The following is a 19,061-nucleotide window of genomic DNA, read 5'->3' as shown; positions in this document are numbered from 1 at the left end:
GCGGCTCAGACCACCGGCACCGAGTCGATCAGCAGGTTGATTGCCTGATCGCTGTCGATACCGGCGGCCTCGGCCTCAAAGCTCAGCAACACGCGGTGACGCAACACGTCGTGGGCAATGGCCTGTACGTCTTCGGGGCTGACAAAGTCGCGCCCGGCCAGCCAGGCGTGCGCGCGAGCGCAGCGATCCAGTGCAATGGTGCCGCGCGGGCTGGCGCCCATCTCCAGCCATTCGGCCAACTGCGGGTTGTACTGGTCTGGCCGGCGGGTGGCCATGACCAGTTGGATCAGATACTCCTCCACCGCATCGGCCATAAACAGCTCAAGCACCTCTTGCCGGGCCGCGAGAATGCACTCTTGGCTGATGCGCTCGGCAATGCGCGGTTCCTCGCCCCGGGCCTCACCCCTGGCCAGTTGCAGAATCTGCCGCTCGAGGGCCGCGTCGGGAAAGCCGATGCGAACGTGCATCAAGAAGCGGTCGAGTTGGGCTTCGGGCAGCGGGTAGGTGCCTTCCTGCTCGATGGGGTTCTGGGTCGCCATCACCATGAACAGCTCAGGCAGGCCGTAGGTTTCGCGGCCGATACTGACCTGGCGCTCGGCCATGGCCTCGAGCAGGGCAGATTGCACCTTGGCCGGCGCCCGGTTGATCTCGTCGGCCAGCACCAGGTGATGAAAAATGGGGCCCTGCTGAAAACTGAAGGTGGCGGTTTCCGGGTGGTAGACCTCGGTGCCGGTGATGTCGGCGGGCAGCAGGTCTGGAGTGAACTGAATACGGTGAAAATCCGCCTCTATACCCTCGGACAAGGCTTTGATGGCCTTGGTCTTGGCCAGGCCAGGAGCGCCTTCTACCAGTACGTGACCGCCCGCCAACAAGCTGATGAGCATGCGGTCGATCAGATGTTCCTGACCAAAAATGTGTTGGCCCATAAAGGCCTTCAACTGCAGCAGGGAATCCCGGTGGGTCATGTGGTGTCCGTTGTTCTGAGGCACGGGCTGGAATCAGTGGATGTCACTTTAACGAAAAGCCCTTGGTCTAGACTATCCTCACAGAAAAAAACAGTGCATTACGCGCTCTGGCAGGGGCAGGTGTAACTGCCAAAGGCGCCGACTTACTACACCCAATCCCGAGGAGGGAGGCAACATGGCGCTGATTACGGCCAGTTCCAAGCAGGCGTTTATCGAGCAATTGCAAACCCGCTTACAGGCGCTGGTACCACGCAGTGATCACGCTGCCGTGGCGCAGTTTTGCAGTCAGTTTTTCGGCATCGCTTCGCTGGCCGAGCTGGAGGTCCGGCAGGATACCGACCTGCTGGGGTCTATCCTGGCCGCCTGGCGCTTCTTTCAGCAACTGCCTGGGGGTGAGGTCAAGCTGCGGGTCTTCAACCCAGATACAGAGCAGCACGGCTGGCAAAGCACCCACAGCATTGTCGAGGTGCTGCACGTTGACCTGCCGTTTTTGGTGGACTCGGTACGCATGGAGCTGACGCGCCAGGGATACGCCATTCATAGTCTCTACAACAGCATCATGCAGGTGCAGCGCGACGAGCAGGGGCAACTGCAGCAACTGCTGAACGGCGGCAGCAACGCCAGTGACGCGCGGGCCGAATCGGTCATGTATATCGAAATTGATCGGGCGACCAATACCGCCGATCTGAACGCCCTGCAAAGCGGCCTGCTGGGCGCGCTGGAGACTGTGCGCGCCACGGTGCAGGACTTTGCTGCGATGCGCGAGCGCGTGCAAGACCTGATTGGCCAGCTCGGCAGCCGTCGCAAGCAGTACTTTTCGCGCGATGAGCGCGCCGAGGCGGTGGCGTTTCTCGAGTGGCTGCTGGAGGACCACTTTACCTTTCTCGGCTACGAGTGTTTTGCCATCAACGAAGGCCTGCCCGAACAGCGCCTGGGGCTGCGTGCCGACGCCAGCCTGGGCGCGCTGGCCCTGAATCCGCGTGATGAAAATCTCGAGGGCTTGCCGGATACCGTCACGGCCTATTTGCAGGCGCCCCTGCTGCTGTCCTTCGCCAAGGCCTCGCAGCTGAGCCGGGTGCATCGCCCGGCCTATCCGGACTATGTATCGGTACGCGAGGTGGATGCTGACGGCAACGTGTTGCTGGAGCATCGTTTTATGGGCCTTTACACCTCACGGGTCTACTCGGCGCTGGTGGACCATATCCCGCATGTGCGGCGCAAGGTGGCGCATGTGCGCGAGGTGTCCGGTTTTATTCCGCGCAGCCACCTGGCCAAGGAGCTGGAGCAGGTGCTGCAGGTACTGCCCCGTGATGATCTGTTCCAGACCCCGGTTGATGAGCTGGCGCAAACGGCTATCGCCATCGTACAGATGCAGGAGCGTAACCAGATCAGGCTGTTCCTGCGCCGAGGTAACTACGGGCGTTTTTATTACTGTTTGGCTTTTGTGCCGCGGGATGTCTATTCCACGGATATTCGTCGCACCATCCAGGAGGTGCTGACACGACGCGTGGGAGCCAGTGAAAGCGAGTTCTGGACCTACTTTTCTGAATCCACCCTGGCGCGCACCCAGTTCATCCTGCGCGTTGACCCGACCAAGACCCTGGATATCGACCCCGTGAAAATTGAACAGGAAGTGGTGCGCGCCTGCCGCAACTGGCAGGACGAGTTTCGTGATCGTCTGCTGGAGAGTCTCGGAGAGGCGCGGGCGACCGATGTGCTGGCACATCTGGGCGACGGCTTCCCGCCGGGTTACAGCGACCGCTTTACGCCAGCCACCGGGGTGGTTGATTTGCAAACCCTGCTGGGGCTGACCGAGGCGGCGCCGCTGGCCATGAGCTTTTACCAGCCGCTGGCACAGAAGCCGGGGATACTGCACTGCAAGCTCTACCACCTGAACGAATCACTGCCGCTGTCGGATGTGATCCCCGTGCTGGAAAACCTCGGCCTGCGTGTGCTGGGCGAGTTCCCGTTCCGTGTGGTGCAGGCCGACGGTACGCAGTTCTGGATTCACGATTTTGAGTTCACCTTTGGCGCCGGCGCCTCGCTGGATATTCAGGAGACCAACGCGCTGTTCCGCGATGCCTTTGCCGCGGTCTGGTCGGGGCAGGCAGAAAACGACGCCTTCAACCGACTGGTGTTGCTGGCTGGGCTGCCTTGGCGTGATGTGGCGCTGCTACGCGCCTACGCGCGTTACCTCAAGCAGATTCGCCTGGGTTTTGAGCTGCCGTACATTGCCAGCACCCTGGTGGCGCACGCGGATATCGCCCGCGAGCTGGTGCGCTTGTTCCGTACCCGTTTTTATCTGGGGCGCAAGCTGAGTGCCGATGATCTGGCGGACATGCAGGGCAAGCTGGAGAAGGCGATTCTGGGGGCGCTGGATGAGGTGGCGGTGCTTAACGAAGACCGCATCCTGCGGCGCTATCTGGACCTGATCAAAGCCACCTTGCGTACCAACTTTTATCAAAGCGACGCCGACGGCCAGATGCGCGAGTACCTGAGTCTCAAGTTTGACCCGACGCAGATACCGGAACTGCCGCTGCCGCGCCCGATGTTCGAGATCTTCGTCTATTCGCCGCGCGTGGAAGGTGTGCACCTGCGTGGCGGCAAGGTCGCCCGGGGCGGGCTGCGCTGGTCCGACCGCGAAGAGGATTACCGCACCGAGGTACTGGGGCTGGTCAAGGCCCAGCAGGTGAAGAACGCGGTTATCGTGCCCGTTGGCGCCAAGGGCGGCTTTGTTCCGCGGCGCCTGCCGGTGGGTGGGAGCCGCGATGAGGTTCAGCAGGAGGCCATCGCCTGTTATCGGCTGTTTATCCAGGGCTTGCTGGACATCACTGATAATCTGGTCGACGGCAAGGTCGTGCCGCCGGCCAACGTGGTGCGGCATGACGCCGACGACCCGTATCTGGTGGTGGCCGCAGACAAGGGCACCGCCACCTTCTCCGATATCGCCAACGAAATCGCGGCAGGCTACGGCTTCTGGCTCGGCGATGCCTTTGCCTCCGGCGGCTCTGCCGGGTACGACCACAAGAAAATGGGGATTACCGCGCGTGGCGCCTGGGTGTCGGTGCAGCGGCACTTCCGCGAGCTGGGACTGAATGTGCAGACCGACCCGATCAGCGTGATCGGGATCGGCGACATGGCCGGCGACGTGTTCGGTAATGGTCTGCTGCAATCGCGCAGCCTGAAATTGGTGGCCGCGTTCAACCATCAGCATATCTTCATCGACCCCAATCCCGACCCGGAAGCCAGCTATCAGGAGCGCGAGCGCCTGTTTGCGCTGCCGCGCTCAAGCTGGACGGACTATGACAGCAGCCTGATCTCTGAAGGCGGCGGCGTGTTCGCCCGCAGTCTTAAGCAGATAACGCTGACGCCGCAAATGCGCGAGTGTTTCGCCATCGACGCCGAACGTCTGACGCCCACCGAGCTGATCCATCAGCTGCTCAAGGCGCCGGTAGACCTGATCTGGAACGGCGGCATTGGGACCTACGTCAAGGGCAGCATGGAGACGCACGCCGATGTGGGCGACAAGGCCAACGATGCCCTGCGCGTCAACGGCCGCGACCTGCGCTGCCGTGTGGTGGGTGAGGGTGGCAATCTGGGTCTGACCCAACTGGGCCGTATCGAGTTTTGCCTGGCCGGTGGGGCACTCAATACCGACTTTATCGACAACGCCGGTGGCGTCGACTGCTCGGACCATGAGGTCAATATCAAGATTCTGCTGAACGAGGTGGTGGCTGCCCAGGACATGACCGCCAAGCAGCGCAACACGCTGCTGGCCAGCATGACCGACGCCGTGGCTGATCTGGTGCTGGCCAATAACTACAAGCAGACCCAGGCGATCAGTCTGGCGCAGCGTCAGGCAGCGCAGACCATGGGCGAGTATCAGCGCTTTATCAGCGCCATGGAGAGCAGCGGCAAACTCAACCGTGCGCTGGAATTCATTCCCGATGACGAGCAGCTGGCAGAGCGCAAGGCTAACGGTAAGGGCCTGACCCGTGCCGAGCTGTCGGTGCTGATTTCCTACTCCAAGGCGGATCTGAAAGAGGCGCTGCTAGCCTCCGACGTGCCCGAGGACCCCTACCTGGCGCGTGAACTGGAGACGGCCTTCCCGCAGGTGCTGCTCAAACGGCATTCCAAGGCTCTGGCGAGTCACCGGCTGCGTCGAGAGATTGTCTCGACCCAATTGGCCAACAACCTGGTCAATCACATGGGAATCACTTTCCTGCGCCGGCTGGTGCAATCGACCGGTGCCAGCATCAGCGATGTCGCCCGCGCCTGGGTGGTAGCGCGTGATGTTTTCCATCTGCAGACCCACTTTGCCGGCATTGAGGCGCTGGATCATCAGGTGCCCGCTGAGGTTCAGCTGGAGCTGATGGACGAGTTGATGCGTTTGGGGCGGCGGGCCAGTCGCTGGTTTATTCGCAACCGTCGCGCGCAATTGCTGCCCGAGCGCGAGGTAGAGCACTTCGCGCCCTGTGTGAAAACCCTGGCCGAGCGTTTTGATCAGTTGCTTGAGGGGGATGTGCGCGAGCTGTGGGAGGCGCGCTTCAATCGATATGTGGAAACCGGTGTGCCGGAAGACATCGCGCGGATGGTCGCCGGTACCGGGCACGCCTATACACTGCTTGGCATTGTTGAAGCGGCGGACGCGACCGGGCAAAATGCCGAGCGCGTAGCGCAGGTGTTCTTTGCTTTGGGTAGCGAGCTGCAATTGCCCTGGTTCAGCCAGCAGGTGACCAGTCTGCCGGTCGACAACCATTGGCAGGCGCTGGCCCGCGAGAGCTACCGCGATGACCTGGACTGGCAGGTGCGCAGTATGACTGTAGCAGCGCTGCAGGGCGCTGCCGACAAACAACCGGTTGAAACCCTGGTTGCTGACTGGGTCAGCCGCAATCAGGCGCTGGTGCAGCGTTGGCAGGCGATGCTGGCTGAACTGCGCAGCGTTGGCGCTGGTGACTATGCGATTGTTGCCGTCGCCATGCGAGAGCTGCTTGATTTGGCGCAGCACGCGCGTCACCACGGCGGTGACGCTGACGCCGATTAGGCGGGTACTGTCTGCTGATCTGCGCAGCGATGTGACGCCGGGCGGCAGCCGCTGGCCCGGTGTCTGGTTTTTACCTCGGTGACAGAAGGCAGCATGCAACAACTTATTCTCGACCTCGCGCTGCCGGCAGAGCGTTATCTGGCCTGGTATCGGGGGCACGCTGAGCGGGTCAGTATGATCAGCCGTGATGGCCGCCGGGTCAGCCTGCCTGCCCACCACTTGCGGCCCTTTCTCACCCACCAGGGTGTGTATGGCAGTTTTGTGCTGCAGTTCACCGACGAGGGCAAGTTGATCAAGCTCGAACGTCTGGCGGATTGATCGGGTATACTCTGGCCCCTGAATTTTCTGCCCCGGATGCCGCCATGTACGATTTGCTTCGCTCGCTGATGTTTCGCCTGCCTGCAGAAACCTCCCACGACCTCGCACTGGACATGCTTGGCGCCGCTGGGCGCCTGCGCCTTGCCGGCAAACTGGCCCGCCCGGTGCCCTCGCAGCCGGTCGAGGTGATGGGGCTGACCTTTGACAACCCGGTTGGGCTGGCGGCGGGGCTGGACAAGAATGCGATCGCTGTGGACGGTTTGTCCGCCTTGGGCTTCGGTTCTATCGAAGTGGGTACCGTAACGCCGCGTCCGCAACCGGGTAACCCCAAGCCGCGCCTGTTCCGCTTGACCGATCAGCTGGCCATCATCAACCGCTTCGGTTTCAACAACCAGGGTGTGGATGCCATGCTGGAGCGCCTGGCAGGTGTACGCTATGAGGGCGTGCTGGGTATCAACATCGGCAAGAATGCGGTCACCCCGGTCGAGAATGCCGTGGATGATTACCTGTATTGCCTGCGCAAGGTGTACGACCGTGCCAGCTACGTCACGGTTAATCTGTCTTCGCCCAATACTCCTGGCCTGCGCACGCTGCAATACGGCGAGACGTTGAAAGCACTGCTCAGGCAGATCAAGCAGTCTCAACAACAACTGGCAGCCGAGCGCGGCCGCTACGTGCCTATCGCCATCAAGATTGCGCCGGACATGACGCCTGAGGAGGTTGCGCTGGTTGGCGCGACCTTGCTGGAGGAAGGGATGGATGCGGTGATTGCCACCAATACCACCCTTGATCGCAGCGCAGTTGCGGACTCGCCGTACGCCGAGGAGGCGGGTGGGTTGTCTGGTGCGCCGCTGACCGATATGTCTACCGAGGTGATCCGTCTGCTGGCCGATGAGCTGAAAGGGCGCATGCCGATTATCGGTGTGGGCGGCATTTTCAGCGGCGCGGATGCGGCAGACAAGATCGCCGCGGGCGCCAGTCTGGTGCAGCTGTACAGTGGCTTTATCTACCGCGGACCGGAACTGATTCGCGAGTGTGCCGATGCTATTGCGGTCATGCCGGGGCGCTGAAAATAGAAGCCCCCGCAGAACGGGGGCTGGATGGGCCCGCTTGGGCCCGGCGCTGTGGGCGAGCGCCTTGGGGAAAATTGAAAAACAGCTGAGGCTTAGCCTACGGCGTGCATCTCGTTGAGACGATGTACTCCCGAGATGCCGGTATAGCCATCCCAACGGTCCGCGCGACCTTCACGCCAACCATTGATCCAATTCTGGCGGGTAGAGGGGTTGTTAAAAGGGCAGGTGTCTTGGGATTTGCCACTCACTCCATGCTGGTAACCGCGTTGAAATGCTCGCTCCATCGGATCACGCTTGAGTCTTCTCATAAGTTGGCGTCCTCGCTTGCTATGACATGGTCGGAGCGACCGAAGTCGCTCCGCAATCGGAGCGCAGCCATGGATCGGCTACGCTGCCTGGAGACCGGGAAAAAGGGTTGTCTGGCCCGGCTCCGAATACTGTCTCACCGCTCAAGTCTTAGCCTGTTGTACCCTATCGCAGGCAGACACTTCAAAGATCGATTTGGCATACCACGCCCAATTGGTTAGTTGTCACTGAAATATAAACGTCATCGTTATCCGGAAATCAACGACATGCGCGAGATCCTTGAATTTTTTATTACCTGTCCAAAGGGCGTGGAGGGTCTGCTGCGCGACGAAGTGCTTGCCTTGGGCGCCGAGTCCGCCAAGGAAACCGTCGCTGGCGTGTCGGTGCAGGGAGATATCGAGCTGGGTTATCGGCTGTGCCTGTGGTCCCGTCTGGGCAACCGCGTGCTGCTGGTGCTCAAGCGGTTTCTTGCCGGCACTGCCGAAGACCTGTACGCCGGCGTGCAGATGATCGACTGGCGCGACCACCTGGCGACGGACGGTACGCTGGCTATCGACTTCACCGGCAGCCTGGCCGGTATCGACAATACCCACTTTGGTGCACTCAAGGTCAAGGATGCGGTGGTGGACCAATTGCGCCGCCCCGACGGTAGTCGCCCCGGCGTCGACAAGGTAAGGCCGGACCTGCGCATTAATGTGCATTGCCACCGTGGCGAAGTGCAGCTGGCGCTGGACCTGTCCGGTGCCAGTTTGCACCAGCGCGGTTATCGCCTGCAGCAGGGCGCTGCGCCGCTGAAGGAAAACCTGGCCGCAGCCATTCTGATTCGCTCCGGTTGGCCGGCGTTGGCCGAGGCGGGCGGCGCGCTGAGTGATCCGATGTGCGGCTCGGGTACCTTTTTGGTCGAGGCGGCATTGATGGCCGCCGATGTCGCGCCCAACCTGCAGCGCGAGCACTGGGGCTTCAGTCGCTGGCAGCAGCACGTGCCGGTGTTGTGGCAGAAGGTCTTGGGTGAGGCGCGTGAGCGCGCCGAGCGCGGCCTGGCGCGGCCACCGCTGTGGATCAGAGGCTACGAGGCCGATCCGCGACTATTGCAGCCGGTCCGCAACAATATCCAGCGTGCAGGGGTGGGTGAATGGGTCAAGGTGTACCAGGGCGAACTGGCGACCTTTGCCCCCAAGCCTGATCGCGGTCAGCAGGGCCTGGTGGTCTGCAACCCGCCCTATGGCGAGCGCCTGGGGACGACGGCCAGTCTGGTGTACCTCTATCAAAAGCTGGGCGAGGTGCTGCGCCAGCAATGTCAGGGCTGGCAGGCAGCGATCTTTACCGGCAACGCCGAGCTGGGCAAACGCATGGGTATTCGCAGCCACAAGCAGTACAACCTGTTTAACGGCGCGTTGCCGTGCAAGCTGCTGCTGATGAATCTGGAGAGTGAGCGCTTTGTCACCAAGGCTGCCGACGCGCCCACCGCGGGCCAGGTGGCGGCAGAAACCGCTCGGCTTAGCGAGTCGGCACAGATGTTTGCCAACCGCCTGAAGAAGAACCTGAAGACGCTGGGTAAATGGGCGCGTCAGCAGAATATTGAATGCTACCGGGTGTATGACGCCGACATGCCGGAGTTTGCTGTGGCGGTTGATCTGTACGGTGATCGTGTACACGTGCAGGAGTATGCGCCGCCGTCCTCGGTCAGCGAAGAGAAGTCCGAAGCCCGCCTGCAGGATGTAATGGCCGCGCTGCCGCAGGTGCTGGGCGTAAAGCCGGAGTATATCGCCCTGAAGCAGCGCCAGCGTCAGTCGGGTAAGCAGCAGTATCAGCGCATGGCCCAGCAGGGCGAATTTGTTGAAGTGCGCGAAGGGCAGGTGCGCTTGTTGGTCAATCTGACCGATTATCTGGACACCGGTCTGTTTCTGGATCACCGCCCGATGCGCCTGCGCATTGCAGCTGAAGCCAAGGGCAAGCGGTTCCTCAACCTGTTTTGCTATACCGCGACAGCAACGGTACATGCCGCTGCTGCAGGTGCTCGCTCAACCACCAGTGTGGACTTGTCCAACACCTACCTGGACTGGGCTCGGCGCAACCTGTCGCTGAATGGCTTGTCTGATCTGCATCGGCTTGAGCGCGCCGATGTGATGGCCTGGCTGGAGTCAGCGGGTGGACAACAGTTTGATCTGATCTTCATCGACCCACCGACCTTTTCCAACTCGAAAAAGCTCGAAGGGGTGTTCGATGTGCAGCGCGACCACCCGCGCTTGCTGGAGCTGGCGATGAAGCTGCTGGCGCCGGGCGGGGTACTGTACTTCTCGAACAACTTCCGGCGTTTTCGGATGGATGAGGCGGTTGAGGCGCGCTATCTGGTTGAGGATATATCCGCGCAGACGCTGGATCGCGACTTCCAGCGCAACAGCCGCATTCACCGCACCTGGCAGATACAGAAACGCCCCTGAGCGGGGCGCTGTAGGGGCACGACATGTCGTGCCCGTGCGGTTTCTGCCACGGCGCGAGATGCCACGGCTGTCTTGGTCTTTTACTGCGCGGTAGCAATATCGGTTGGAACCCGGCGGTAGACGTCCTGCAGTACCAAGTCCAGCGCCTGGCTGCTGGAGGCCGCGCTGACGTGGTTGACGATCGCCGTCACCGCCCAGCTTTGCCCATTGGCGTCACGGGTGATGCCGGAAATGGCCTTCACGCTGCGCAGTGAGCCGGTCTTGATATGGGCCTGGCCGGCTACCGGCGTATTGCGCAGGCGCCGACGCATGGTGCCGTCCATTGCCGCTAACGGCATGGAGGCAATGAACTCCGCGCGATAGGGGCTCTGCCAAGCCTGTGCCAGCAACTGGCTCAGGTCGCGGGCACTCAAGCGCTCCATACGTGATAGGCCGGAGCCATTCTCCATCACCAGAGCGTTGGTTTGGATGCCCTTGCCGCGCAGCCATTCGTTGATAACCCGCACGGCTGCCTTGTGATCATCGCGGTCGCTGGCAATGCGGTTTTCACGGCCAATGGTCAGAAACAGCTGCCGGGCCATGGTGTTGTTGCTCCACTTGTTGATGTCGCGCACCACATCAACCAGATCCGGTGACCAGCTTTGTGCTACCAGTCTTGAACTGGCTGGCGCCCGACCAATCTGAGTACCGCCCTGAATAGTGCCGCCCATTTCCTGCCACAGGGTGCGCAGGGTGCTGGCAGTGTAGGTGGTGGCAGTCAAGGCAGACAGGTAGCGCTGGGCGATACAGCCCTCATGCACACTGCCGGTCAGGGTGATGGTGGCCTGATAGCCTTCATCCTGAATACCGTATGCCACGTTGGGGCTGGGGCAGGTGCGCGTGGGCGGCAGCAGGGTCAACTGGTTGACGATCTTGACCTCCGGCAGCGCCGGCTCGACATTGATGCGCACGCCATTTTGCTCACCATAGCTGCTCACCACCAGCAGCTTGAGGTTGGTCAGCAGCGGGTCGGGCTCGACCAGAAAGGGGCGGTTCTGGTTGCCGCTGTCGTCGATGAACGGCGGTACGTCATTGGGCAGGCGCAGGTCTGCCGGCTGCAGTACCAGATCGCCGGTAATGTTACGAACACCTGCCGCCTTGAGGTCGCGCAGCATCAGCCACATGCGCTCCAGGGTCAGCTTGGGGTCGCCGCCGCTGCGAAAGATCAGGTCGCCCTGCAGGGTGCCGTTGACCACCGGGCCGTCGATGAATAAATCGCTGCGCCATTGGTGTGTCGGTCCAAGGATTTCCAGCGCGGCATAGGTGGTCACCAGTTTCATCGTGGAGGCCGGGTTGACCGGCGCGTCGGCGTTGATGAACTGGGCCATGCCCTGGCCTTCGAGAGGAATCACGGCCAGTGACACCGCGTCAGACGGGATCTGCGCTGCTTGCAGCGCGCTTTGCACGCGGGCGGGCAGGGTGCCGCTATCGGCGGCCTGCGCCTGGGCAGCAAGGCCTGACAAGCCCAGCAGGGGGATCAGGCACAGAAGGGCACGTGAGACAACGTTCGGCATGTGGGGCAGCTCCCGGAGCGAGTGTTGGCTGGAGGCAGAACCGCTTTCCTGTCAGTCCCTGTTTTTGCGCATCATTACTTAAATAGAGAGTTGGGTCGAGAGCTTAAAGTAAATTCTCGGATTAGCGGTCGGTTATGGGAGGCACTGTCAAGCGGGTGCTCAACCTACAGCGCGGGTCGCAGTCGCCACCACAACACCCAACCCAGGGTCAGCAACGCCAGGCTGGCCGCCAGAGAGAACCAGAAACCCTGTTGGCGCAAGCGATAGGCATCGGCCAGCAGCTCGGCCTCCGGCACCAGTACCGCGAGATAGGTGTCGGGCGAGCCTTGTACGCCGATGCGCTGTTGCTGTATCACCCAGCGTTGCCCCTCCAGCTCCTTTACCGTTTGCCGTTGCTGCCGGTAGCCATCCAGTGCGATGGTCGCCAGCAGGGTGCTGCCTAGCTCCTGAAAACGCCTGGGTTCAAGCGCACCACTGCCTAGGGTCGTGTGTTGCAGTCGTTGCGGGTCTTGGTAGGCAATGACGATACCCTCACCGGTATAAAGAATCAGTTCCGAGGAGGGCGTAACCCGTTGTTGGCGCAGGGTGTCGGAGAGCTGGTCAAGGGTCAGGTCGGCCCCTAGTACGGCATGATTATCGGCCGCCCTGGCCAGGGTTGTGCCGAACTCGCGGGTAGAAAAGAACACGTAAGGTGTCGTGACCAGTCGCTGATCTGCGCTGTTGGCTGCGGCGTACCAGGGGCGTTGGCGCGGGTCGAAGCCTTCGTCTGTCGCCATACGTGCCTCGATAATGCGCAGATCGGTATTGAGGAACAGGTAGCTGTTGTGGCGCAGGTTGCCATCGGCGCCAATATGCCAGGCCATCCAGGCGGCGTGTTGCGGGGCGGCAAAGCGCTGTTGGCCGAGAGGGTTGCGCAGTGGACGCAGCATCAGGTAGTCACCATCATGCCAGCCGACATAGACCGAGTTTAACTGGGGGTTATCGGTCAATACGCGCGCCAGCAAGGGCAGATAGTCCAAGCGTTCGGCGAGGTTTTCAGTCTTGACCAGTGAGCTCAGACTGAGCAGGTTTAGCGCCTGCATGGGTGGCCGGTATACGTTGTCCAGTTCGCGTCCGACCTGCTGCACTACACGCTCAAATAGCTTGCTGCCGTCGTTGCGCATCACCTGGCTGAGTTGATAGTAATGAAACAGGCTTAGCGCTACGCCCAGCAGGAGAAGCAATACCAGTCCGAATAGCGGCGCGACAAGCTGTCTTGGGTGCGGAGAATTCGGTGTGGCAGGCATGCGGGTCCTTGGCGTCCGTGCGACTCAGCCAATATAGACCATCATGCTCCTTCGGGTAGGGTAAACAGCGCGCGCGTTGCTCGGCAGCTGTTATCACTCAGGGTTTGCAAGGATTCGCCGCGGCACTGCGCTACCATTTTCGCTACCTCAACGATAAACGCTGGCTCGTTGCGACGGTTTTTCGGTTTGGGCGACAGGGTGCGCGGCAGCAGCCAGGGCGCGTCGGTTTCCAGCAGCAGGCGGCTGGCGGGGATGTCGCGTACCAGCGAGTGCAGGTGGGTGCCGCGTCGCTCGTCGCAGATCCAGCCGGTAATGCCGATGTGCAGGTCCAGGTCGAGATAGGCATAGAGCGCGTCGCGCTCGGCGGTGAAGCAATGCACCACGGCGCCGCTGAGCTGATCGCGATAGTCGCGCAGCACTGCCAGCAGGGTATCGCTGGCCTCGCGTTCGTGCAGAAAAACCGGTAGCTGGGTATCAACGGCGACCGCCAGTTGTTCCTCCAGTGCCTTGATCTGCGCCGGGCGGGGAGAAAAGTCGCGGTTAAAATCGAGTCCGCATTCACCTACGGCGCGCACCGCAGGCTCCGTGCACAGAGCGGCGAGTTGCCGGCTGCTGTCAGCGGCCCAGTGGCGAGCTTCGTGCGGGTGTACGCCGGCGGTGGTGAACAGCCGTTGCGGCTGCTCGGCGCACAGCGCGAGCAGGCTGTCGGCCTGCTCAAGAGAGGTCATGGTCAGCAGCATCTGGCTGACATCGGCCTGCCAGGCCCGCTCCAGCACCGCATCGCGGTCCTGGGCAAAGGCCTTATCGGTCAGGTTGACGCCGATATCAATCCATTCCATCTGTCACCGACTCCGCGATCAGCCCTTGCGCGGCGGCTTGCCCTTGCCCTTGGCAAAGTCACGACGCGGCTTGCGCGGCGCGTGATCACGCGGCGGCAGTTCGCCTTCGGGCAGCGGCCAGGCCTTGATCTGCAGGGCGATGCCGTTGATCTCGGCGCCAGCCAGGCGGTTGAGGGTCTGCTGGTCGAGCTGCGGCAGGTAGACGCCGGTGTGCTCGGGGAACAGCTTGATGTGGCCAATCTGCTGACGCTGGACGCCGCCCACCTTGACCAGTACGTCAACCAGCGGTTTGGGCATCAGGCCGCTCTTGCGGCCGCCCTGGACCTTGTAGCGGGTCAGACCACTGTCGCGGTCAAACTGGCGGTCCTTGCGCGGTGCCTGGGCAGGCAGGTCGGCGACCGGCTCCAGCAGGGTCTTGGCGCTCGGCAGGATGCTCAACAGCGCGGCGGCCAGCTCGGAGGCATCCAGGCTGGTGAGTTCCTGCAGGTCGTTGACCAGTTGCTGATGCAGGGCGGTGGAGTGCTCGCGGGCGTCGTTCAGGCGTGCAGCCAGCTTGTTCAGGCGGCCACTGCGCACGGCATCGGCGGTGGGCAGCGCTTGCGGCTCGATCTTCTGGCCGGTGGCGCGTTCCAGCACGTGCAGCAGGCGACGCTCGCGCGGGGTGGCGAACAGAATCGCGGTGCCCTGACGACCGGCGCGGCCGGTACGGCCGATGCGGTGCACGTAGCTTTCGCTGTCGTGCGGCAGGTCGTAGTTCAGTACGTGGGTAATACGCTCTACGTCCAGACCACGGGCGGCAACGTCAGTCGCCACCACAATGTCCAGCAGGCCGCGCTTGAGGCGGTCAACCACCTGTTCACGCAGCTGCTGGCTGAGGTCGCCGTTCAGCGCGGCGGCAGCAAAGCCGCGGGCTTCAAGGCGCTCGGACAGCTCAAGGCTGGCGGTCTTGGTGCGCACAAAGACGATCATGGCCTCGACCGGCTCGACTTCCAGCAGGCGCGTCATGGCGTCCAGCTTGTGGTGGTTGGAGACTTCCCAGACCTTCTGGGTAATGGTCTCCAGGCTGCTGCTCGAACCACTGTGCAGGCGGATCTCGGCCGGCTCTTTCATGTGGTTGCGCGCTACATTGCGCACGCCGGGTGGCATGGTGGCGGAGAACAGCGCCTTCTGGGTCTGCTCCGGTACTTCTTCGAAGACCGCTTCAAGGTCGTCGGCAAAGCCCATCTTGAGCATTTCGTCGGCTTCGTCCAGCACCAGGTAACGCAGATCCTGCAGCTTCAGGCTGCCACGGCGCAGGTGGTCGGTCAGACGGCCAGGGGTTGCCACGACAACCTGGGCGCCGCGCTCCAGTGCTTTGAACTGGGGGGCAAAGGCCGAGCCGCCGTACAGGGCCAGCACGGAGAAGCCGCGCATGTTCTGGGCATAGCGCTGGAAGGCTTCGGCGACCTGCAGGGCCAGCTCGCGGGTGGGCGTCAGGATCAGTGCCTGGGTGGCACGCAGGCTGACATCCAGGCCGGCCAGGACCGGCAAGGCGAAGGCAGCGGTTTTACCGGTGCCGGTTTGGGCCAGACCCAGCAGGTCCTTGCCGGACAGCAGGGTCGGGATAGCCTCGGCCTGAATCGGGGAGGGTGTTTCATAGCCGAGGCTGTTGAGCGCCTCAAGAAGGGGGGCGGGCAGGCCAAGATCGGCAAACTGCGGAGCCGCCGGAGAGGTGTCGGACATAGGGGGAGTAAACCTTGGGGGATAAGATGGGCGCGTATTATACGGACTTTGCCGGCAAATTACCGCAGCCTTTTGTCTGAGCGTTGCAATATCTGATCAGAATGTCAGTCTAGCTGCACAGCTGGCAGCGCTCTGCGCTGCCAAAACGCCCCTTGGGCCAAGCAATAGGAAACAACCAGATGGGACGTCTTGTCGATGGACGCTGGGTTGACCAGTGGTATGACACCAAGGGCACCGGCGGCGCGTTCAAGCGCGAAGACGCCGGTTTTCGCGAACGGATCGAGCCGGGCGGGCGCTTCGCCCCGGACAGCGGTCGCTATCACCTATATGTATCGCTGGCCTGTCCCTGGGCGCATCGCACGTTGATTCTGCGACAGCTCAAAGGGTTGGTGCCGCACATCGGTGTGACGGTGGTACATCCGCACATGCTCGAGCACGGCTGGAGCTTTGCCGAGCCCGAGCCACTGTACGGCTATCGGCACCTGCACCAGCTCTACACCCACACCCGGGCAGATTACACCGGCAGGGTTACCGTTCCGGTGCTCTGGGATACCCAGGAGCAGACCATCGTCAATAACGAGTCGGCCGAGATTATCGAGCTGTTTAACAGCGCCTTTGACAGCCTGACCGGCAACTCCTGTGATTTTGCCCCGGCTGCGCTGAGAGAGGCGATGACCGAGGTCAACCAGCGTGTGTACAACGAAGTCAACAACGGGGTCTACAAGGCCGGCTTTGCTACTGAGCAGCAGGTGTACGAACAGGCCTGTGCCACGCTGTTCGGCGCGTTCGACTGGCTGGAGACGCGTCTTGGCGAGCGTCGTTATCTGTTGGGTGAGCGAATCACGCTTGCCGATTGGCGACTGTTTACCACCCTGATACGCTTTGACCCGGTTTACCATGGCCACTTCAAGTGCAACCTGCGGCGCATTGAGGACTATCCAGCGCTGTTGGGTTATCTGCGCGAGTTGTATCAATGGCCGGGTGTAGCCGAAACGGTGAACTTTGAGCACATCAAACAGCACTATTATTACAGCCACGACACCATCAATCCGACGCGCATTGTGCCGCTTGGAACGGGGCCGGACCTGCGGGTTCCGCATGGCCGCGAGGCGCTGCGTGGTGCCTGATATTCCTTCGCTTACAGGGAGATAACATTGAGCGAAATACACCAGATGATTACCCCGGCGCTGACCCTGTCCGGGGTGGCGCTGGTCAGCCTGGTCTGCCAGTTGGCAGCCTGGCGCCTGCGCTTGCCGGCGATCCTGTTTCTGCTGTTGGCCGGCATTCTGTTGGGGCCGGTGTTTGGTTTGCTGCAGCCTGATGCCTTCCTGGGTGAGTTGCTGTTTCCGCTGGTGTCGGTCTGTGTAGCGCTGATCCTGTTTGAGGGCAGCCTGACGCTCAAGTTTGAACAGCTGAAGGAAACCGGCAGCGTGGTGCGCCGGCTGGTTACTGTCGGTGCGCTGGTGACCTGGGGCGTGATTACCGCCGCCTGTCACTGGTTAATCGAGCTGGATCTGGCGCTCTCGGCGCTGTTTGGTGCGCTGGTGGTGGTGACGGGGCCGACGGTGGTGGTGCCCATGCTGCGCACCCTGCGGGCCACGCAGCGGATCTCCAAGGTGCTGCGCTGGGAAGGCATCCTGATTGACCCGATCGGTGCCTTGCTGGCGGTGTTGGTCTACGAGTGGATTGTTGCCCAGGGCGCCGGCGCCAATGGTATTAGTGCCGGGTTGTGGATATTCGTTGAGGTGATCGCGGTGGGCGCCATAGCGGGTGCTGCGGGTGGCGCCTTGATGGCCACTGCACTGCGCCGTCACTGGGTGCCTGAATATCTGGAAGTGCTGGCGTCGCTGGCTCTGGTGCTGGTGGCCTTTACGGTATCCAACGAGATCGCCCACGAGTCCGGCCTGTTGACTGTCACCGTGATGGGTATTTGGCTGGCGAATGCCAAGGGCGTGGATATCGAGGAAATTCTGGTGTTCAAGGAGCACCTCTCGGTACTGCTGATTTCCGGGTTGTTTATCTTGCTGGCGGCACGGGTAGATCTGGGCGCGCTGTTGGCGCTGGGCTGGCCGGCGCTGGCGCTGCTGGCCGTGATTCAGTTTGTGGCGCGACCGCTGGCGGTGTGGATCAGCAGCATCGGCAGTGAGCTGACCTGGAACGAGCGCGCGCTGGTGGCCTGGATCGGGCCGCGAGGTATCGTCGCGGCTGCGGTGTCGGCGCTGTTTGCCTTGCGGCTGGAGCAGGCTGGTTATGAGGATGCCGCGCTGGTCAGTGCGCTGACCTTTGCCGTGATCATCGGGACAGTGGTGTTCCAAAGCGCTACAGCCCGGCGCATGGCGCAGTTGCTGGGTGTGACTGAGCCGGAGCGGCGGGGCGTGCTGGTGATTGGTGCCAACGCCGTAGCGCGCTCGCTGGGCGAGGTGCTGCACAAGCTGGAGGTGCCGCTGCTGATCGTCGATACCCACTGGGACTCGATTCGTCAGGCACGTATGAAGGGGTTGCGCACCCTGCGCGGCAATCCGTTGTCGACGCACTTTGACGATAATCTGGATCTTGCCGGGCTTGGCACGTTGCTTACGCTGACGCCTGAGCGTGAACGCAACGCGCTGCTCAACAAGCACTTCCAGCGGGATTTCTCCGCGCACCGCATCTTCAGCGTGCGTAACGAGCGCAGCGGGGCTAACGAGCGGTTGCAAATATCCAGCGCCCACGAGGGTCTGTTGATGGGCGCGGAGGGGATGACCTTCAGCAAGCTGTCGAGCCTGATCAGTCAAGGCGCACGCTTCAAGGCCACTACCCTTACTGAGGGCTTTGGTTTCGAGCAGTGGCAGCAGGAAGCGGGCAAGAACCGTGTGCCCATGCTAGCCCTGACGCCAGAGCGACGTGTCCGAGTGTTTTCTCAGGCCCAAGCCCTTGAACCCGTAGCGGACTGGACGCTGATTTACCTGGAAACCAGCCGTGAAGAGGCTGCGATGCGGCGCGAGAGCAACGCTGATGAGAGCGCTCAACTGCCGGATCAGGCGTAACGGATAGCCGTCACCCAGTACAGGCGCTCGCCACCGGGCGCCTGCACGCAGATCTCATCGTCCAGCTGCTTGCCCAGCAGGGCGCGAGCCATGGGGCTGTCGATGCTGATGTGTTGCTGTTTTGGGTCGATTTCGTCAGGGCCGACGATGCGTAACTTGAGTATCTTGCCGTCTTCGTCTTCCAGCTCGACATGGGCGCTGAAGTAGATGCGGCTGGGGTCGCTCGGAGGCCGGTCTACTACCTTGAGGGCTTCCAGGCGTTTGCGCAGAAAGCGCACCCGGCTGTCGATCTCGCGCAGCATCTTCTTGCCATAGATGTACTCGGCGTTCTCCGAGCGGTCGCCCAGGGCGGCGGCCTCGCTGACGGCCTGGGTAACAGCGGGGCGCTTGCGCAGCCAGAGCTCATCGAGTTCTTCGCGCAGCCGCGCGGCGCCTGCTGCGGTGATAAGCGGGGTGCCGGCGCGGCGGGGTGGACGGTAACGGCTCAT

At 62.1% G+C, this 19,061-nt stretch carries 13 protein-coding genes; 6 read left to right on the top strand and 7 right to left on the bottom strand.

Translation table 11 applies throughout. From position 1 onward, the window contains the following. Positions 1–5: 5 nt before the first annotated feature. Positions 6–965: an AAA family ATPase gene (locus tag HV822_RS01015; protein ID WP_096005098.1), complete on the bottom strand. Its 960-nt coding sequence runs from the start codon at positions 963–965 to the stop codon at positions 6–8. 175 nt (positions 966–1,140) lie between these two features. On the opposite strand from HV822_RS01015, the gene HV822_RS01010 reads away from it, so the two are divergent. The 3 genes from HV822_RS01010 to HV822_RS01000 all read left to right on the top strand — a co-directional run bounded on the left by HV822_RS01010 (position 1,141) and on the right by HV822_RS01000 (position 7,397). Beyond that, positions 1,141–6,009, top strand: a complete 4,869-nt coding sequence (locus HV822_RS01010) for an NAD-glutamate dehydrogenase (protein ID WP_238871819.1) — start codon at positions 1,141–1,143, stop codon at positions 6,007–6,009. 93 nt (positions 6,010–6,102) lie between these two features. Then, on the top strand, positions 6,103–6,327 hold the full coding sequence (locus HV822_RS01005) for a DUF2835 domain-containing protein (RefSeq protein WP_238871818.1): 225 nt from the start codon (positions 6,103–6,105) through the stop codon (positions 6,325–6,327). A 44-nt stretch (positions 6,328–6,371) separates the two neighbouring features. Continuing rightward, positions 6,372–7,397 carry a quinone-dependent dihydroorotate dehydrogenase gene (locus HV822_RS01000; RefSeq protein ID WP_238871817.1) on the top strand — a complete coding sequence of 342 codons (1,026 nt, stop codon included), beginning with the start codon at positions 6,372–6,374 and terminating at the stop codon, positions 7,395–7,397. Between the two features lie 95 nt (positions 7,398–7,492). Here HV822_RS01000 and rmf read toward each other — a convergent pair whose 3' ends face one another. Further along, a complete protein-coding gene (gene rmf / locus HV822_RS00995) occupies positions 7,493–7,708 on the bottom strand; it encodes a ribosome modulation factor (protein WP_083724237.1) in 216 nt (71 codons plus the stop codon). A 264-nt stretch (positions 7,709–7,972) separates the two neighbouring features. On the opposite strand from rmf, the gene rlmKL reads away from it, so the two are divergent. Further along, positions 7,973–10,147, top strand: a complete 2,175-nt coding sequence (rlmKL, locus tag HV822_RS00990) for a bifunctional 23S rRNA (guanine(2069)-N(7))-methyltransferase RlmK/23S rRNA (guanine(2445)-N(2))-methyltransferase RlmL (RefSeq protein ID WP_238871816.1) — start codon at positions 7,973–7,975, stop codon at positions 10,145–10,147. Between the two features lie 80 nt (positions 10,148–10,227). Here the strand turns inward: rlmKL and dacB are convergent, their stop codons facing one another. The 4 genes from dacB to HV822_RS00970 all read right to left on the bottom strand — a co-directional run bounded on the left by dacB (position 10,228) and on the right by HV822_RS00970 (position 15,547). Continuing rightward, a complete protein-coding gene (gene dacB, locus HV822_RS00985; protein ID WP_238871815.1) occupies positions 10,228–11,700 on the bottom strand; it encodes a D-alanyl-D-alanine carboxypeptidase/D-alanyl-D-alanine endopeptidase in 1,473 nt (490 codons plus the stop codon). A 164-nt stretch (positions 11,701–11,864) separates the two neighbouring features. After that, positions 11,865–12,923 (bottom strand): cache domain-containing protein, encoded by a 1,059-nt coding sequence (locus HV822_RS00980; RefSeq protein ID WP_238871814.1) that lies wholly within the window; start codon positions 12,921–12,923, stop codon positions 11,865–11,867. Positions 12,924–13,027: 104 nt separating this feature from the next. Continuing rightward, a complete protein-coding gene (locus tag HV822_RS00975) occupies positions 13,028–13,825 on the bottom strand; it encodes a TatD family hydrolase (RefSeq protein WP_238871813.1) in 798 nt (265 codons plus the stop codon). Positions 13,826–13,843: 18 nt separating this feature from the next. Further along, positions 13,844–15,547, bottom strand: coding sequence for a DEAD/DEAH box helicase (locus tag HV822_RS00970; protein WP_238871812.1), 1,704 nt, complete (start codon positions 15,545–15,547; stop codon positions 13,844–13,846). Positions 15,548–15,726: 179 nt separating this feature from the next. Here HV822_RS00970 and HV822_RS00965 point away from each other — a divergent pair, with 179 nt between their 5' ends. Together HV822_RS00965 and HV822_RS00960 are read left to right on the top strand one after the other, a co-directional pair. Continuing rightward, positions 15,727–16,674 carry a glutathione S-transferase family protein gene (locus tag HV822_RS00965; RefSeq protein WP_238871811.1) on the top strand — a complete coding sequence of 316 codons (948 nt, stop codon included), beginning with the start codon at positions 15,727–15,729 and terminating at the stop codon, positions 16,672–16,674. Positions 16,675–16,719: 45 nt separating this feature from the next. Then, positions 16,720–18,573 (top strand): cation:proton antiporter, encoded by a 1,854-nt coding sequence (locus tag HV822_RS00960; RefSeq protein WP_396265190.1) that lies wholly within the window; start codon positions 16,720–16,722, stop codon positions 18,571–18,573. Here HV822_RS00960 and greB read toward each other — a convergent pair. After that, positions 18,564–19,061, bottom strand: coding sequence for a transcription elongation factor GreB (gene greB, locus HV822_RS00955; protein WP_238871809.1), 498 nt, complete (start codon positions 19,059–19,061; stop codon positions 18,564–18,566). The genes HV822_RS00960 and greB overlap by 10 nt on opposite strands.

Source organism: Halopseudomonas maritima, from assembly GCF_021545785.1.
Classification (GTDB): domain Bacteria; phylum Pseudomonadota; class Gammaproteobacteria; order Pseudomonadales; family Pseudomonadaceae; genus Halopseudomonas; species Halopseudomonas maritima.
This window is presented reverse-complemented; position numbering and strand designations above follow the sequence as displayed.

Excerpts from the sequence above, each read along its gene's own strand:
- greB (WP_238871809.1), bottom strand. The coding sequence starts at position 19,061 with ATGAGCCGTTACCGTCCACCCCGCCGCGCCGGCACCCCGCTTATCACC.
- HV822_RS01010 (WP_238871819.1), top strand. The coding sequence starts at position 1,141 with ATGGCGCTGATTACGGCCAGTTCCAAGCAGGCGTTTATCGAGCAATTG.
- dacB (WP_238871815.1), bottom strand. The coding sequence starts at position 11,700 with ATGCCGAACGTTGTCTCACGTGCCCTTCTGTGCCTGATCCCCCTGCTG.
- HV822_RS01000 (WP_238871817.1), top strand. The coding sequence starts at position 6,372 with ATGTACGATTTGCTTCGCTCGCTGATGTTTCGCCTGCCTGCAGAAACC.
- rlmKL (WP_238871816.1), top strand. The coding sequence starts at position 7,973 with ATGCGCGAGATCCTTGAATTTTTTATTACCTGTCCAAAGGGCGTGGAG.
- HV822_RS00960 (WP_396265190.1), top strand. The coding sequence starts at position 16,720 with ATGATTACCCCGGCGCTGACCCTGTCCGGGGTGGCGCTGGTCAGCCTG.
- HV822_RS00975 (WP_238871813.1), bottom strand. The coding sequence starts at position 13,825 with ATGGAATGGATTGATATCGGCGTCAACCTGACCGATAAGGCCTTTGCC.
- HV822_RS01005 (WP_238871818.1), top strand. The coding sequence starts at position 6,103 with ATGCAACAACTTATTCTCGACCTCGCGCTGCCGGCAGAGCGTTATCTG.
- HV822_RS01015 (WP_096005098.1), bottom strand. The coding sequence starts at position 965 with ATGACCCACCGGGATTCCCTGCTGCAGTTGAAGGCCTTTATGGGCCAA.
- rmf (WP_083724237.1), bottom strand. The coding sequence starts at position 7,708 with ATGAGAAGACTCAAGCGTGATCCGATGGAGCGAGCATTTCAACGCGGT.
- HV822_RS00970 (WP_238871812.1), bottom strand. The coding sequence starts at position 15,547 with ATGTCCGACACCTCTCCGGCGGCTCCGCAGTTTGCCGATCTTGGCCTG.
- HV822_RS00965 (WP_238871811.1), top strand. The coding sequence starts at position 15,727 with ATGGGACGTCTTGTCGATGGACGCTGGGTTGACCAGTGGTATGACACC.